The 15,115-nt window shown below is 75.0% G+C and carries 12 protein-coding genes; 5 read left to right on the forward strand and 7 right to left on the reverse strand.

Translation table 11 applies throughout. The annotated features are described in order from the left end of the window. Window positions 1-59: 59 nt before the first annotated feature. From ACZ6Y1_RS00750 to ACZ6Y1_RS00760, 3 genes are all read left to right on the forward strand, one after another. Complete coding sequence (locus tag ACZ6Y1_RS00750) at window positions 60-1,388, forward strand: glycoside hydrolase family 18 protein (protein ID WP_469620280.1); 1,329 nt, start codon at window positions 60-62, stop codon at window positions 1,386-1,388. Window positions 1,389-1,453: 65 nt separating this feature from the next. After that, the gene (locus tag ACZ6Y1_RS00755; RefSeq protein WP_469620282.1) at window positions 1,454-2,650 is read left to right on the forward strand and encodes a serpin family protein; all 1,197 of its coding nucleotides are present in this window, start codon (window positions 1,454-1,456) and stop codon (window positions 2,648-2,650) included. Then, window positions 2,640-3,545, forward strand: coding sequence for an aldo/keto reductase (locus ACZ6Y1_RS00760; RefSeq protein ID WP_469620284.1), 906 nt, complete (start codon window positions 2,640-2,642; stop codon window positions 3,543-3,545). The genes ACZ6Y1_RS00755 and ACZ6Y1_RS00760 overlap by 11 nt, the downstream gene beginning before the upstream one ends. Here the strand turns inward: ACZ6Y1_RS00760 and ACZ6Y1_RS00765 are convergent. From ACZ6Y1_RS00765 to ACZ6Y1_RS00775, 3 genes are all read right to left on the reverse strand, one after another. Beyond that, entirely contained in the window at window positions 3,502-4,494 is a 993-nt protein-coding gene (locus tag ACZ6Y1_RS00765; protein WP_469620287.1) for a PfkB family carbohydrate kinase, read from the reverse strand. The two genes, ACZ6Y1_RS00760 and ACZ6Y1_RS00765, sit on opposite strands and share 44 nt — an antisense overlap. Beyond that, window positions 4,491-5,141, reverse strand: coding sequence for a bifunctional 4-hydroxy-2-oxoglutarate aldolase/2-dehydro-3-deoxy-phosphogluconate aldolase (locus tag ACZ6Y1_RS00770; protein ID WP_469620290.1), 651 nt, complete (start codon window positions 5,139-5,141; stop codon window positions 4,491-4,493). The genes ACZ6Y1_RS00765 and ACZ6Y1_RS00770 overlap by 4 nt, the downstream gene beginning before the upstream one ends. Before the next feature lie 91 nt (window positions 5,142-5,232). Then, the gene (locus ACZ6Y1_RS00775) at window positions 5,233-6,795 is read right to left on the reverse strand and encodes a DUF6056 family protein (protein ID WP_469620292.1); all 1,563 of its coding nucleotides are present in this window, start codon (window positions 6,793-6,795) and stop codon (window positions 5,233-5,235) included. Window positions 6,796-7,020: 225 nt separating this feature from the next. Here ACZ6Y1_RS00775 and ACZ6Y1_RS00780 point away from each other — a divergent pair, with 225 nt between their 5' ends. Beyond that, on the forward strand, window positions 7,021-8,499 hold the full coding sequence (locus ACZ6Y1_RS00780; protein WP_469620294.1) for a glycoside hydrolase family 15 protein: 1,479 nt from the start codon (window positions 7,021-7,023) through the stop codon (window positions 8,497-8,499). A 30-nt stretch (window positions 8,500-8,529) separates the two neighbouring features. Here ACZ6Y1_RS00780 and ACZ6Y1_RS00785 read toward each other — a convergent pair whose 3' ends face one another. Both ACZ6Y1_RS00785 and ACZ6Y1_RS00790 read right to left on the reverse strand, forming a co-directional pair. Beyond that, entirely contained in the window at window positions 8,530-9,027 is a 498-nt protein-coding gene (locus ACZ6Y1_RS00785) for a hypothetical protein (RefSeq protein ID WP_469620296.1), read from the reverse strand. Between the two features lie 165 nt (window positions 9,028-9,192). Continuing rightward, on the reverse strand, window positions 9,193-11,337 hold the full coding sequence (locus ACZ6Y1_RS00790) for a PIG-L family deacetylase (RefSeq protein ID WP_469620299.1): 2,145 nt from the start codon (window positions 11,335-11,337) through the stop codon (window positions 9,193-9,195). Between the two features lie 303 nt (window positions 11,338-11,640). Here ACZ6Y1_RS00790 and ACZ6Y1_RS00795 point away from each other — a divergent pair, with 303 nt between their 5' ends. Next, a complete protein-coding gene (locus ACZ6Y1_RS00795; protein WP_469620302.1) occupies window positions 11,641-13,242 on the forward strand; it encodes a sigma-70 family RNA polymerase sigma factor in 1,602 nt (533 codons plus the stop codon). 7 nt (window positions 13,243-13,249) lie between these two features. Here ACZ6Y1_RS00795 and ACZ6Y1_RS00800 read toward each other — a convergent pair whose 3' ends face one another. Further along, the gene (locus tag ACZ6Y1_RS00800; RefSeq protein ID WP_469620305.1) at window positions 13,250-14,113 is read right to left on the reverse strand and encodes an RNA polymerase sigma-70 factor; all 864 of its coding nucleotides are present in this window, start codon (window positions 14,111-14,113) and stop codon (window positions 13,250-13,252) included. Window positions 14,114-14,192: 79 nt separating this feature from the next. Further along, window positions 14,193-15,107 (reverse strand): NAD-dependent epimerase/dehydratase family protein, encoded by a 915-nt coding sequence (locus ACZ6Y1_RS00805; protein ID WP_469620310.1) that lies wholly within the window; start codon window positions 15,105-15,107, stop codon window positions 14,193-14,195. Window positions 15,108-15,115 lie beyond the last annotated feature (8 nt).

The following is a 15,115-nucleotide window of genomic DNA, read 5'->3' on the forward strand; positions in this document are numbered from 1 at the left end:
TCCGGCATGCACAGCGCACGCGCACACCCCTCGGTTCCCCGCCTCCGCAAAGGAAGCCCATGCGCCGCAGCACGCTCGGCAGGCTGGCCGTCGCCGTCTGCTCCCTCTCCCTGCTGACCGCCCTCGCGCCCGCCGACGCCGCGGCGCAGGCCGACGGCGGGCACGACCGCCCGTACAGGAAGGTCGGCTACTTCACCCAATGGGGGGTCTACGGGCGGGACTTCCAGGTCCAGGACCTGGAGGCGAACGGCTCCGCCGGGAAGCTCACCCACATCAACTACGCCTTCGGCAACATCGGTCCGGACGGCAAGTGCTTCACCGGGAACGTGCCGGGTGAGGCGGACGCCTGGGCCGACTACGTGCGCCCGCTCGACGCGGCGAACTCCGTCGACGGTGTCGCCGACACCTGGGAGCAGCCGCTCGCGGGCAACTTCAACCAGTTGCGCGAGCTCAAGGCGAAGCACCCCGGTCTCAAGGTGCTGATCTCGCTGGGCGGTTGGAGCTGGTCCACGCACTTCTCGGACGCCGCGCTCACCCCGGCCTCCCGCAAGGCCCTCGTCGAGTCCTGCATCGACCTGTACATCAAGGGCAACCTCCCGCAGGACGGCACCCGTGGCGGGGCGGGCTCGGCCGCCGGGGTGTTCGACGGCATCGACCTCGACTGGGAGTGGCCGGGCTCGGCCGGGGACACCGACACCACGTACCGCCCCGAGGACAAGGCGAACTTCGCCGCGCTCGTCAGGGAGTTCCGTACGCAGCTCGACGCGTACGCCCGCAGCCGCGAGCGGAAGCCGGCGTACGAACTGACGGCCTTCGTCCCCACCGCCCCCGCCAAGATCGACGCGGGCTTCGACGTCCCCCGGATCATGCGCGACCTGGACTTCGTGACCCTCCAGGGTTACGACTTCCACGTGTCCGGTGAGCCGCGCACCGCCCAGCAGTCCGCGCTGTACGCCCGGGGCGACTTCAGCGTCGACGGCACCGTGGAGGCGTGGCGGCGGCGCGGGGCGCCCGCGCGCAAGCTGGTGACGGGCATGCCGTTCTACGGGCAGGGCTGGACGGGCGTGAGCGGCGGCGGGGACGGCATGGGGCAGCCCGCGACCGGTCCCGCGCCGGCCACCTGGTCGGCGGGGTACGAGGACTACAAGGCGCTGAAGAAGCTGGCCGATTCGGGCGCGTACGAGGTCTACCGGGACCGGCGCGGCGGGCACGCCTGGCTGTTCGACGGCAGCACCCTGTGGACGTACGACGACCCGCAGGTGCTGCGCGCCAAGACGGCCTACATCCGCGAACACGGCCTGGGCGGAGCGATGTTCTGGTCGCTGGACGCGGACACCGCGGACGGCGAGCTGATGAGCGCCGTCGACCGCGGGCTGCGCGGCCACTGACCGGCGCCGCCGGGCCGCGGAAAATGGACCCGGCCCGGCGGCGTCCTCCACGTACCCTCCCCCGCATGAGGATCTCGACGGTACGGGCGGTCAACCGCCTCACGCGGCGGTGGGCCGCGCAGGACACGGCCGACGGCGGGGGCACGGTGTTCACCGCGGCCGGCGTCTGGCCGCTGCTGGCGCTGCTGGCGGACGGCGCGGGCGGAGCGGCGCGCGAGGAACTGGCCGAGGCCCTCGGCATCGGCGCCGGGTCCGCGGCGGGGGCCGCGCGCGAACTGCTCGCCGCGCTGGACGGCGTACGGGGGCTCCAGGCGGCGACGGGGCTGTGGACCGCGGCGGGATTCCCGCTGGAGGAGCGCTGGTCGGAGCGGCTCCCGCCCGGTACCCGGGGCGCCCTGACGGGGGACGCGGCCCGCGACCGCAAGGCGCTGGACGCCTGGGCGGCGGAGCGCACCGGCGGGCTGATCGAGCGCATGCCGGTGCCGGTCACCGAGGACACCCTGCTGGTCCTGGCGTCGGCGCTGACGCTGCGGCTGCGGTGGATACGGCCGTTCACCGAGTACCCCCACGTCCCCGACGCGGGCCCGTGGGCCGGGCGCGAACTGCCCGTGCTGTACCGCACCACCGCCCTGCTGGACCGCGTGTCGGTGGCCCGGGGGCCGCGGGGCGCGGTCACCGTGCTCGACGTGGTCGGCAGCACGGGGGTGGACGTCCACCTCGTGCTGGGGGAGCCGGAAGCCACCCCCGGGGCGGTGCTGGCCACCGGGATCGACGCGGTCACCGGGGCCCTGCCGTCGACGGGCGCGAGCCTGCTGCCCGAGGGGGCCGCCGGGCCGGGGCTGACCGTCGGGACCGTGCGGTCCACGGATCCCGAACACCTGCTGACCGTCCGGACGGTCGCCTTCGAGGTGCGCGCCGAGCACGATCTCCTCGCCCACGCCGGGCTGTTCGGGCTGAGGACGGCGAGCGACGAGAGCCGCGGGCACTTCCCCGGCGTCGGCCCGGAGCCGCTGGCCGTCGAGGCGGCCCGGCAGTCGGCGCTGGCCCGGTTCCACGCGAGGGGCTTCGAGGCCGCCGCCGTCACCGCGGTCGCGGCGGCCGCGGGGTGCGCCCCGCCGCGGCTGAGGTACCGGGTACGGCGGGTGGACGTCCGGTACGACCGGCCCTTCGGGTTCCTGGCCGTGCACCGCGCGTCGCGGCTGGTCCTGGCCGCCGGGTGGGTCGCCGAACCCGGACCGGTACGGTCTCACGATGATTACTGACATGATCACCGCGGATGCCGCGGGCACCTGGCGGCTCGGCGACCTGACCGTCAACCGGATCGGCTTCGGCGCGATGCGGCTGACGCAGGACGGTGCCGCGCTCCGGGCCGACGCGCCCGCGGGCGACCGCGACCGCGCGATCCGCGTGCTGCGTCTCGCCGTCGAGCTCGGTGTCGACCACATCGACACCGCCTCGTTCTACTTCTCCAGCCTCCGCTCCGCCAACGAGCTGATCAACCGGGCCCTCGGCCCCTACGCCGACGGGCTCGTCATCGCCACCAAGGTCGGTCCCGGACGCGATCCGTCCGGCGCCTTCCACTGGGCCACGCCGGAGCAGCTGCGCGGGCAGGTGGAGGAGAACCTGCGCCAGCTGGGCCGGGACCATCTCGACCTGGTCAACCTGCGCCTCCCGGGCTCCGCGTCCGAGTCCTCGCTCGCCGAGCACTTCGGGGCGCTGGCCGACCTGCGCACGGCAGGGCTCGTCAGGCACCTCGGGATCTCCAACGTGCGCGCCCACCACCTGGCGGAGGCCCGGTCCATCGCGCCGGTCGTGTGCGTGCAGAACCCGTACGGAATCGATTCGCCGGCCGAGGACCACGCCCTCGTCGACCTGTGCGGCAGGGAGGGCATCGCCTTCGTCCCCTTCTACGCCATCGCGGGCGCGGGCAAGGAGGCCGGGTCGGTGGCGGACGAGGGCGAGCGCCTGCGCGCCGCCGCCGCGGCACGCGGCGTGTCCGTCGCCCAGCTGCGGCTGGCGTGGACCCTGCACCGGGGCCCGCACGTACTGGCGATCCCCGGCACCGGGAACCCGGACCACCTGGTGGAGAACGTCGCCGCGGGGGCCCTGCGCCTCACGGCCGAGGAGATCTCGGCGCTGGAGGCCCGCCCGTCCTAGCGGCCAGCTCCGCCGTCTCCGTGAAGGCGGGCACCCGCCCGGTGCCTCCCCGGCCGGCGACGGAGAGGGACGCGGCGGCGATGCCGTACGCCACCGCGTCCGCGAGGGTGTCGCCGAGGGCGAGGCGGGCGGTGGCGGTCCCGGTGAAGCAGTCACCGGCTCCGGTCGCGTCGACCGGAGCCGGGGCGGGCGGTACGGGGTGGTGGCGGGCGGTGGTTCCGTCGTCGAGCAGCAGCCGGCGGGCGCCCGCGGTGACGGCGACCGCACGGGCGCCGAGGGCGCGGTAGCGTGCGGCGGCCGTCCCGGGGTCCTCGGTGTCGACCAGCGCCAGTGCGTCGGCCGGGCAGGAGGTCTTCAGCAGCCCGGTCAGGGGGGCGATCCGGGCGAGGAGCTCGCGGGCCTCGGCCCGGCCGGTCAGCCGGGGGCGGAAGTTGGGGTCGTAGGAGAGGTGCCCGCCGGCCCCGTGCACCAGGCGGGCGGCGGCGAGTACGGCCGCGCGGCTGGTGGGTGACAGGGCGCCGGTGATGCCGCTGGTGACGAGCGCCCGGCAGCCGGTGAGCAGCCCCCGCCAGGACTCGACGTGCTCGGGTGCGAGGGTGGAACCGGCGCTGCCGGTGCGCCAGTAGACGAACTCGCGTTCGCCGTCCGGGTCGGCGGAGAGCAGGTAGGCACCGTTGGGGCGCGGGGCGCGGCGTACGTGGGAGACGTCGACGCCCAGGTCGGCGGCCCGCCGCAGCAGGGGCACGCTGAGCTCGTCGTCGCCGACCACGGCCAGCAGCGCGGTCCGGGCCCCGGCGGCGGCCGCCGCTGCGGCCGCGTTGAGGGCGTCCCCGGAGTAGGAGATGCGGGCCGGGGTGCCGTCCGCCGCGCTCCGCAGGGGCGTGCCGGCGTGGATCTCCACGAGCACCTCCCCGAGCACGAGGACGTCGTAAACCTGGGGGCCGCTCACCCGGCCTCTCCCGTCCCGCAGTCCGCGCAGCGCTCGCCGCACGGCCCGGCCGATCCGGCGAACAGGGCGGCCAGCTCTCCCGGGTCGGCGGGGAGGCCGGAGCCGATGCCGACGGCGCTGGCTCCGGCGGCGATCCAGTCGGCGACTTCCGCGGGCCGGATCCCGCCGGTGGGGATGATCACCGCGCCGGGGAGGACGGCCTTGAGGGAGCGGATGAACCCCGGACCGCCCACATGGGCCGGGAACACCTTGGCGGCGCCCGAGGAGCGGACGGCGGCGGCGATCTCGCCGGGGGTGAACCCGCCCTCGACGAAGACGGCTCCGCGGGCGGCCGCACGTGCGCGCACCTCGGGGGCCGGGTACGGGGAGATCAGGAAGGCGGCGCCCGCGTCCAGGGCGGTCTCGGCCTGCGCGGCCGTGGTGACGGTGCCGACGCCGATGAGGGCGGGGCGGCCGTGGGCGTCCGCGAGCGGGACCGTACGGGTGAGGGCCTCGGCCCAGCCGGGGGTGGAGGTGGTCAGTTCCACGGCCCGGCAGCCGGCGGCGAGCAGGGCGCGGGTGTCGCGTACGGCTTCGTCGGCGTCGGCGTTGCGCAGCACCGGCAGCAGGCGCTGGGCCGCCAGTACGTCGTACGGGTGGCAGGACAAGGACCCCTCCCCTGTGTTCCACGCGGTGGAACGCCCTGTCGTCGTTCGCCGCGCGGAGACGATGTGGTCTAGACCCTACCCGGACGGCCCGTCAGATGCGGTGGATGCGGTCGATCCCGTACCACTTCGACACGCAGGCGGCGACCCAGTCCTTGTCGTAGGCGGACGTGTAGAAGGGCTCGGCCAGGTTCCCGATGTGCAGGGGGCGGTATCCGATGTCGGTGGCTCCGCGTGCGGCCTCGGTCCAGATGCGGGAGTTCTGGGCGTCCCAGGCCACGGCGCGGGTGACGGTGGCGGTGGTGAGCTGCTGGACGGCGGGGACGAGCGCGGCCAGTGCGGCCAGCGCGAGGCCGCCCGCGGCCACGATGCCGGCGGGCAGGGCGAACGCGGAGGTCCGCCCGCGTGCCGGGAGCCGCCGGGCCCACGCCCCGAGCAGCGCACCGTAGGCGCACAGTGCCAGTTCCATCGGCACGAGATAGTTCGTCCACGTGCGGGCGTACGTCCACCCGCTCGGGCCGTAGCCGCTGCGCAGGCCCAGCACCACGGCGAACGAGCCCAGGACCACCACCGGCACCGGAAGCAGCAGGGCCGCGACCAGCGTGGCCCGCGGGACGGCGGGGCCCCGGTCGCGCTGCCGCAGCCGCGTCGCCGGGACGCGCAGCCCTGCCGCCAGGCCCAGGAGGACGCCGACGGCGACGGCGCCGAGGTAGGCCCACTGGCCGGTCACGGTCTCCCACATGTGGAGCCAGTCGCGCAGGGCGGCCCGGAGTTCGGCCGGGGAGAGCGGGGACTCCTGCTCCGGCTGCTGGGCACGGCGCCATCGGGCGCCGGGTGAGGTGTAGAGCACGATCAGGCCGCAGAGGAGTCCGGAGCACCAGAGCAGGCACCAGGTGGACGGGCGCCAGGTCCGTGCCAGGCCGAGGCGGGGCAGCGCCAGCAGCCCGGCTCCCGCCGCCAGCAGGCCGCTGACGAGCGCGAACGGTTCGCTGAGGGTGCCGATCGCGAACCCGATGAGGAACGCCGCGGCGAATCCGAGCGCACGTGCGCCGGAGCGGGACGTGCCGGCGGTCCGGATCGCCAGCAGGAACGCCCACACCCCGATGACGCTGGGGACCGTGTGCGAGATCGTGGCGGGTGCCCAGAGCAGGACCTGGAAGCTGCGCGTTCCGGCGTAGTAGAGCACCGCCTGGATGACGAGGGCGCAGGCGGTCAGCGTCAGGACCCCGGGTCTTCCGCCGAGGAGGCGGACGAACCGGCTCCCCAGCAGGACCAGGCCGACCGTGAAGGCGACCGTGATGACGGTCGGGAGGATCTTGACTCCCGCGAGTCCCTCCCCGTAGACGAGGCCGCTCAGGAAGGCGTTGGTGAGGCGGCCGTTCTGCGTCAGGTAGAAGTCGGAGGTGATGCCGACGACGCCGAGGTCCCGGGCTTTCCAGGCGGCGCACCAGTCGTCGGAGGTGGGCCGCAGGTAGAGGCCGAGGAAGCACCCCACGGCGACCAGGGCTCCGGCCGCCGCGAGCACGGCCGCGCCGGCGCCCCGCAGCATCCGGTGGACGAGGCGGCGCCGGCCCGTTTCGCGGCCCGCCACGGAGGCGTGCGTCCGGCGGCCCGCGTCCTCGTCCTCGGTGTCGCTCCCGGTCGTGGCAGTGATCATTCGGCAGTCCTCCGCAGCGACGGCTCCCGGCCGGGCCGACGGCCGGTGTGCCTGCCGGTGGCGGTCACGTCAGGGCGGGCCCGATCACACCAATGTGCACACTCCGCCGCCGACCGGCATCCGGGGCGGGCCCGGTCACCCGGGCGGCGGGCGTGTCGTGGCGGGCCTGCCGCGCCTGCCCCACGATGGGCCTTCCGGGGGTCCGCGTGCGCAGAAGGAGCGGTCATGTCCGCTGTCCCGCTGGTCCGCTGGGCAGTCGTCACGGCGACCCTCGCCGGCGTCGCGCTGCCGGTGTGCGTCGCGGCGGTCCCGGTCGCCCGGCCCGCCGCCGAGAAGCGACAGGTGTTCTTCGTGCGGGCCCTGGGGCACCAGAGCCACGGGGAAGCCGAGGGCAGCTACGCGCCCTCGGCGATCCTCGCCGTCCCCACCGTCGGCCTCCTGGCCCACGCGACCGCCGTCGAGGGCATCACCGCGGCGCTGGCCAAGGACGCGCAGTACGTCGAGCGGAGCAACGTACTGCGGCTGCCGTCCGGCCGCTGGAGGTACGTCCCCGCCGACCGGACGGCCTCGGTTCCGGTCGCCGCCGGCGATCCGGCGGCCCGGCGGCAGATCGCGCGGAGCCGCGGCTGGCTGGCGGCCGGCCGGGTGCCGGGCAGGTCACCCGCACAGCGGGCGGCGGCGGAGCGGGCCCTGCTGTCCACGCGCGCCCTGCTGCGGCCCAACGGGGCCCTGGCGGCGGGATGGACGCCCGGCTGGATGTACTCCTGGCCGCGGGACGCCAGTTTCGCCGCCGCCGCGTTCGCCCACACCGGTCACGAGGACGAGGCGTACCGGATCCTGCGCTACAGCGCGGCGACCCAGCGGAAGGACGGTACCTGGGACGCCCGGACGAAACTCGACGGCTCCGGTCCCCCGGACGGCCGGCGGTGGCAGCTCGACGCCAACGGCTGGGTCCCCTGGGCGGCCTGGCAGTGGTACCGGACGGCACCGCGGGCCACCCGCCACGCCCGGCTGACGGCCCTCTACCCGATGATCCGCAAGGCGGCCGACCGCGCGGCGGCCTCCTTGGGGAAGGACGGGCTGCCGCCGGCGTCCCCGGACTACTGGGAGCTGATGACGGCCACGACGAACCTCGGCACGGCCGCACCCCTGCTCGCCGGGCTCAACGCCTCCGCGGACCTCGCCCGGGAGCTCGGCCGCCCGGCCGAGGCGGCACGCTGGTCCGGCGCCGCCGCGCGGCTCTCCGCCGGGATCGCCGGCAGGTTCGCGCCGCTGGGGTACCAGCGCACCGTCGACGGACAGCACGGCCGCGACAGCGCGGTCACCTTCATGGCGCCGCCGTTCAACGCGGCCCCGGCCGACCTGCCCCGCGCGCTCGACGCCACGTACAGGGCCCTGCTCCTGCCCCAGGGGGGCCTCACCCCCGGAAACGATCCGACGGCGCCGTGGGGCGGCTACGCCTGGACGCCGAGTACGTCGCTCTTCGCCCTCGCCTGGGCCGGCACGGGCAGGACGGCGGAGGCCGGGAAGGTCCTGGACTGGGTCCTCGCCAAGCGGAACATGCTCGGCGAACTGCCCGAGAAGGTCGACCGGGCGGGCAGGCCCTCGTCGGTGGCACCCCTGGCGTGGACGGGTGCGATCCTCGTCCTCTCGCTGGTCGCGCTCGACGACGGGGGCCTCCCCGCGCCGCCGTCGCGGTCCTGAGGTCCGCTCCTGTCCGGGCCGGACGTCGCCTCAGACCGGCTCCGTCCCGTCACCCGGCGGCGGAGCGGTGCGCACGCGCTCCAGCTCTGCGAGGAGGTGCTCGTACGCGCGCCGCTCGGCCCGCACGGCGCGCGTGAACGGGAGGTGGTGCGGATCGTGCCCGGCCGCCGCCTGCCCCGCGGCGGCGGCCCGCCGGGCCCTGGCTCCGTGGAGCTCGTTGCGCGCGGCCACGTATCCGGCGTCGACGAGCTCGTGGTCGAGGACCTGCGTGAAGGCCCGTTCCGCCAACGCGCCCATCCGGTCGAGGTGTTCCACGCAGCTCGCGGGGGTCGTCTCGTCACAGCCCTCCGCCAGGCTCGCGGACAGCGACCGCAGGGTCGTCCTGAGCTGCGGGTACCCCCAGGCGGGCGCGGCGTCGTTCCTGCACCCCGTCACCAGGGCCACGAGGGCCGCACAGGCGGCCGCGGCACGGATCGCACCGGGCCGCACGCACGCGCCCCGTCCGCACGAGGGGGAGGGAGGGGTCATGGGCACCCCGATCGCTGGTCGGTGGGGGTCGTGCCGCCGGCCCGCGGGGTGGTCCGTCGCCCGGCGAGGTGGTCCGGCGGTTCGCGAGGTGGTCCGACCGTCATCGTCGCCCGCTTCGCCCGCCGCGGCCACCCGGGTTCCGGGTCCGCGGGCGCACGGCGCGGGTCACCGCAGCGGAGGTCCTCCCGCGACGGTCCGGCCGGCGTTCGCGTCCTGCGCGTGCGGCCGGGGCTGGACCGCCCTGTGCCACGGGGAAAGGGTCCGGCCGCCGTGCGGCCCGGCCGGCGGGACGTCGTTGATGACGTGCAGCTCGGCGTCCAGGCCGAGGACCACCGCGAGGGCGGTTCCGGCCGGCCCGGCCACGGCCGCCGGGGCGCCCGTGTAGAGCATCTGGGACTGCTGCCAGGAGCGCGTGCCGTCCGTGACCGCCGATCCGATCGTGCCCGCGTCCGCGCGCCCCGTGAGCAGGTGGCCGGCGACGCCGACCGCGCCGTAACCTCCCAGGCCGCCCTCCTCGGCGACCGGGGAGAACTCCGGCGCGGGCGAGCCCGCGCCGGCCAGGCTCGTGGCGACGTTGCCGGTGCCGGGCCGGCGGAAGAACAGCCGGACCCCGTCGCCCTCCGGGGTCGCCGAGAGCACGCCCGTGGTCTGCGGGAGCCCGGTCGGGAACGGGCCGTCGAACGGCCCTTCCGGTGCCTGCCGGACCCAGGCCAGGACCGACCCCGAGGTCGCCGCGTACACGTGCTGCCGCCCCGATCCGTCGGTCGCGGTGACCGGATCGCCCAGGAGGCCGGCGCCGCCCAGGGCTTTCCACGCGCCGAACGGGCCGCCCGGCGCCGTCTGCGTCCGGGCGCGCAGCGTGTGCGCGGAATCGCGTACGTACACCGTCATCCGGCCCGCCGGATCGACCGCGACCGCCGGTCCGCTGATCGCCGAGGTGCCGGATATGTCCACGCTGTCGGGGGTGCCGAGGGACTGCCACGGGCCGAACGTCCCGCCCGCGGCGGCCTGGACGGCGTACACGACGTCCCTGCCGTAGTCCTGGGGCGTCGTCCCGAGGGTCGTGCGGGTGGCGAACACGGCGATCCTGCCGTCGGGCAGCCGTACCGCCCTCGCACCGGTGTCCACGACGGTGCCGGCGCCGGTGCCGGGGAGGAACCGGGGGCCCTGCCAGGGGGCCTGCGCGCCGGTGCGCGACCAATACGCCACCCGGCCGTCGAGCACCGCGAAGGCCCACAGCCGCCCCCGGGCGCCTTCGGTCATCCAGGACGTGCCGTCGCCCCGGCTGTAGCGGATGGTCTGGCTCCAGCCCGCGCCGGTGGGCCGGGTCGCGGTCTTGCGGTCGCCGCAGCCGGCGGGGCTGCCGCACCAGTCCTGGTGGTCCGTCCAGGCGTAGGTCTTGAGGTAGCCGAGCTTCTCCTCGGCGGTCCGCGGGTCGAGCGTCGGGGGCAGCGCGCTGTTCGGGTAGCTGACGTAGTTCTGGACGGAGAAGTGCGGCCGGTCCGCGGACTTCGCGTAGCGCTCGGCGGCCGCCTGCACGAAGCGGGCGCCGTACACGTGGTCCTGGTGGTCGAGGAAGGTGCCGGCTCCCGTCCTGCCGGGGGTCGGGTCCTGCGTCCGTATCGTCGTCGGCCGGTAGCGCGCGAACACGTCCGCTATGGCGGCCACCGCCTGGTCCCTGCTGTACGAGAACCAGGGCTTGACCGGCGTCCCGGAGGTCAGCTGCGCCCCCAGGGCGGGCACCTTGCCGTCCCACAGTCCGCGCAGGCTGTCCGGGTTGTCCCCGGAGATGCTGCGGGCCTCGCGGAGCTGCATCCACACCAGGTTGACCTCGGGCCTGGCGACGAGCACGTCCACCTCCGCGCTGCCCCCGCCGGCGGTGGGTATGGACCTGCGCTGCCAGGCACTGGTGCGTTCGCCGGTCGCCATCTCCGCGTAGGCGGCCCGGATGCCGTTCTGCCGGGCCTCCGCGTAGGCGGCGCGGTCGGCGGGGCCGGCGGCGTCCTGCAGGTGCGGGCTGTGGGCCTCGTTCCTGCCGTCGGACTCGCCGGAGGTCAGGTAGACGGTGGTGACCTTGATGCCCGTCGATATGGAGCGGCTCAGGTCGGGGTTCATGAAGAAGAGGTCGTCGTCGGGGTGGGCGACGACCTGGAGCGCGGCGCCCTCGGTGACGCTCGGTGTGACGAACGCCTCAGGGCCGCCCGTCTGTCGATCGGTCACGTGCCCGTAGGCCCAGGCCGTCGTCCCGGCGACGCCGACGGTGATCGCGGCGAGCAGGGCCGCGAGGCGGGGGCGGCTGGCCAGGAACATGTGCGGGTGCCTTGGGGGTCGGTCGGTGCGGAAGTCCGCCTGGGAGATTGGTCCGTGCCCCCATGGCTCCACCGCTTCCGGAGACGACCGGTCCGATTATGCCTCGCACGATTGCCACTGACACAGCATCAAGGGGCATATGACGGAAAGGGAGTTGATTGGGCGCTTTCACCCATTTGTACCTTTTTGACGGTTCTCGGGGCGCCGGGAAAAAGAGGTTCCGGATAACTGTTATCGGGGCCCCTCTCGACGGTCTCCCAGGTATTGGGCATCATCGACCGCCGGTACGGACAGGGACATCACATGAGTACTCAGCAGACGGCAGCGCTGGTGGCAGCGGCCCGCGCGGGCGATCCGCGGGCGCAGGACGAGCTCGTCGCCACCCATCTGCCGCTGGTCTACAACATCGTCGGGCGGGCGCTGAACGGGTCCGTGGACGTGGACGACGTGGTCCAGGACACCATGCTGCGCGCGCTCGACGGGCTGGGCGGCCTGCGCTCGGACGAGAGTTTCCGGTCCTGGCTGGTGGCGATCGCGATGAACCGGGTCCGGGCGCACTGGCAGGACCGCCGGAACGGCTTCGGCCAGAGCGCCGGTCTGGACGCGGCCGATGACGTGGCCGACCCGGGGGCCGACTTCGTCGACCTGACCGTCGTACGCCTGAACCTGTCGGGCCAGCGGCGCGAGACGGCCCGCGCCACCCGCTGGCTGGAGCCCGACGACCGGGCGCTGCTGTCCCTGTGGTGGCTGGAGTGCGCAGGGGAGCTGACCCGCGCCGAGGTGGCCACCGCGCTGGAACTGCCCCCGCAGCACGCGGCGGTGCGGGTGCAGCGGATGAAGGCGCAGCTGGAGGCGGCCCGGGTGGTCGAGCGGGCGCTGGACGCACAGCCGCGGTGCGAGGAGCTGCGGGCCGTGGTGGCGACCTGGGACGGGGAGCCGTCCGCGCTGTGGCGCAAGCGAATAGCCCGCCACGCGCGCGAGTGCGCGCGGTGCTCCGGGCTGTGGAGCGGTCTGGTCCCGGCGGAGGGGCTGCTGGCCGGACTGGCGCTCGTACCGCTGTCGGCGGCGCTGCTCGCGTGGAGCCGTACGGCCGGGGCGGACGGCTTCGCCCCCACCGCCTCGGCGGCCGACGCGGGCCCGGGCGAGCTCGCGCAGGTGGGCACCGGCGCGGGCGGGGCGGGGGACGGCGGCCGCGGCACACTGCGCAGGCGGCGTCGGCAGCGCCGCCGCGTGGTCGGCGCCGCGGTGATCGCGGCGTGCGTGGCCGGCGGCGGCCTGGTGTACCTGGGCACGCTGCCCGGTTCCGGCGGTGAGAAGGACGCGGACGCGCCCGCCCCGCTGGCCGCGCTCTCGGCGACCGAGTCCGCCGCGGCGCTGCCCTCCCCGTCGGCCTCCGCCTCGCCGTCGCCCTCCCCGTCGGCTTCGGCATCCGCCTCCGCGAGCCCGAGTCCCAGCCCGACCCCGGCGAAGACCTCGGCCTCCCCGGCCAGGAAGACCTCCGCTCCCCCCGCGGCCCCGGCCCCGCAGGGCATGGCCGGGCAGGTGATAGCCCTGGTGAACTCCGAGCGGGCGGCGGCCGGCTGCGGCCCCCTGAAGGAGGACTCGCAGCTGCGGGCGGCCGCCCAGGGGCACTCCGACGACATGGCGGCGCGGAACTTCTTCGACCACACCAACCCGGACGGCCAGGACCCGGGCGACCGGACGACCGCGGCCGGGTACCGCTGGTCGACGTACGGCGAGAACATCGCGCGGGGCCAGCAGACGGCGAAGTCGGTCATGGACTCCTGGATGAACAGCCCGGGCCACCGGGCGAACATCCTCAACTGCTCCTTCAAGGACATCGGGGTCGGCATCCACCAGGGTGCGGGCGGCCCCTGGTGGACGCAGAACTTCGGCGCCCGGTGACCGTGCCCTAGGCGGTCCGGGCCCGGAGGCCGCGCAGCTTCCGCGGATTGATCGCGAGGCGCAGCGCGGTGATCCGGCCGTCCACGGCGTCGAAGGTGAGGGCTCCGGCGTTCAGGCCGCCGTGCACGAGCAGCAGGCCGGGCTCGCCGTTGATCTCGGCGGGGTGCATCTCGACGCCCTGGACCTCCGGCTTGGCCAGGACGCCGAGGAACCATCGGGCGACGTGGTCCGGGCCGTGGAGCGGGCGGCGGGCGGCCGTGACGACACCGCCGCCGTCCGACCAGGAGACGACGTCGGGGGCCAGGAGCGCGAGCACCTCGCCGAGGTCTCCACCGGCGCAGGCCGCGCGGAACTTCTCGGCGATCTCGCGCTGTTCGGCGGCGTCGGCGGTGAAGCGGGGGCGGCGGGCCCGCAGGTGTTCGCGGGCCCGGTGGGCGGACTGGCCGACGGCCGCCTCGGACTTGCCGACGACCTCGGCGATCTCGGCGTAGGAGTAGCGGAAGACCTCGCGGAGCACGAACACGGCGCGCTCGGTGGGGTTCAGGGTTTCCAGGAGGACCAGGACCGCCGTCGAGACGGTGTCCGCCAGTTCGGCCTCCTCGGCTGTGTCGGGCGTGGTGAGGAGGGGTTCGGGGAGCCAGGGCCCGACGTACGTCTCACGCACGGCCCGGGCCGACTTCAGCCGGTTCAGGCTGAGGTTGGTGACGGTGCGCACCAGGTAGGCCCGGGGGTTCCCGACGGATGTCCGGTCGGCGCGGTGCCAGGCCAGCCAGGCGTCCTGCACGATGTCCTCGGCGTCGGCGACGCTGCCCAGCATGCGGTAGGCGGCCGCGAACAGCAGGCGCCGGTGCTCCTCGAAGGGGTCAGTCATGATCGACACGTTGGCACCGCCCGGCCGGACGATCAAGGTCCGGCCGGCGTCCGTCGTGGTTTCCCGCTCGCCTTCCCGCTCACCCGGCAGCGAGCGCCCGAAGGACCTCGGTGCATCCGGGGTGGCTCGGCGCCCAGCCGAGACCGGCCCTCGCCTTGGCGTTGGAGACGCGCATGTTGGTGTTGACGACCCGGTGGACGTAGGAGAAGGGGCGCATCAGCCAGGCGGGCACGGTCGGCGGCTTCGGGGTGCCGAAGGCGTCGGCGACCTTCTTCACGTACCCGCCGAAGCCCATCGGGGTGTCGTCGACGATGTTGTACGCCTCTCCCGGGCGGCCGCCTTCGACGGCGAGGGCCACGGCGCGGCCGGCGTCGGCGAGGTCGACCCAGGGCAGCACCCTGCCCCGGTCGGCGACCGCCGCGATCTTCCGCTTGCGCAGCAGCTCGACGAACGACTCGGTTCCGCCGGCGCCGTAGAAGAGGCCGAAGCGCAGCGCGATCCCCTCGATGTCCCGGTCGCCGAGGACCAGTTGCTCCTTGACCCGCATCCCTTCGAGGTGGCGTTCCACGGCCGGGTCGCCGACCGGGGCGTAGGGGTCGGCCTCCTCGGTGACGACGTGGTCGCCGAAGTCGCGGTAGCCGTAGCCGAAGACCATCGACTCGGCGACGACGCGGCGGGCGCCGACGATGTGGGCGGCCTCCATCAGGTACTTGGTGCCGGTGAGGCGCAGGTCGTCGGTGGCGAACACGTCCTTGTGCCGCATCGGGGCCTCGCGCAGGGCGGTCGCGGCGTGCACGACGGTGTCGGCCTTGAGGCCGTCGACCGCGCGCAGCAGTCCGTCACGGTCCATCAGGTCGGCCCGGACGTCGGCGCCGGCGCCCCGGCCGAGGCTGATCACGGTGTATCCGGTGCGGGTGAGGGCCTCGGTGATGTGGCGTCCCAGGACTCCGCTCGCCCCGGCCAGCAGTACGTTCTTGGTCTCGTTCATGTCCATGGGACAAG

Source organism: Streptomyces sp. NPDC053432, from assembly GCF_055585365.1.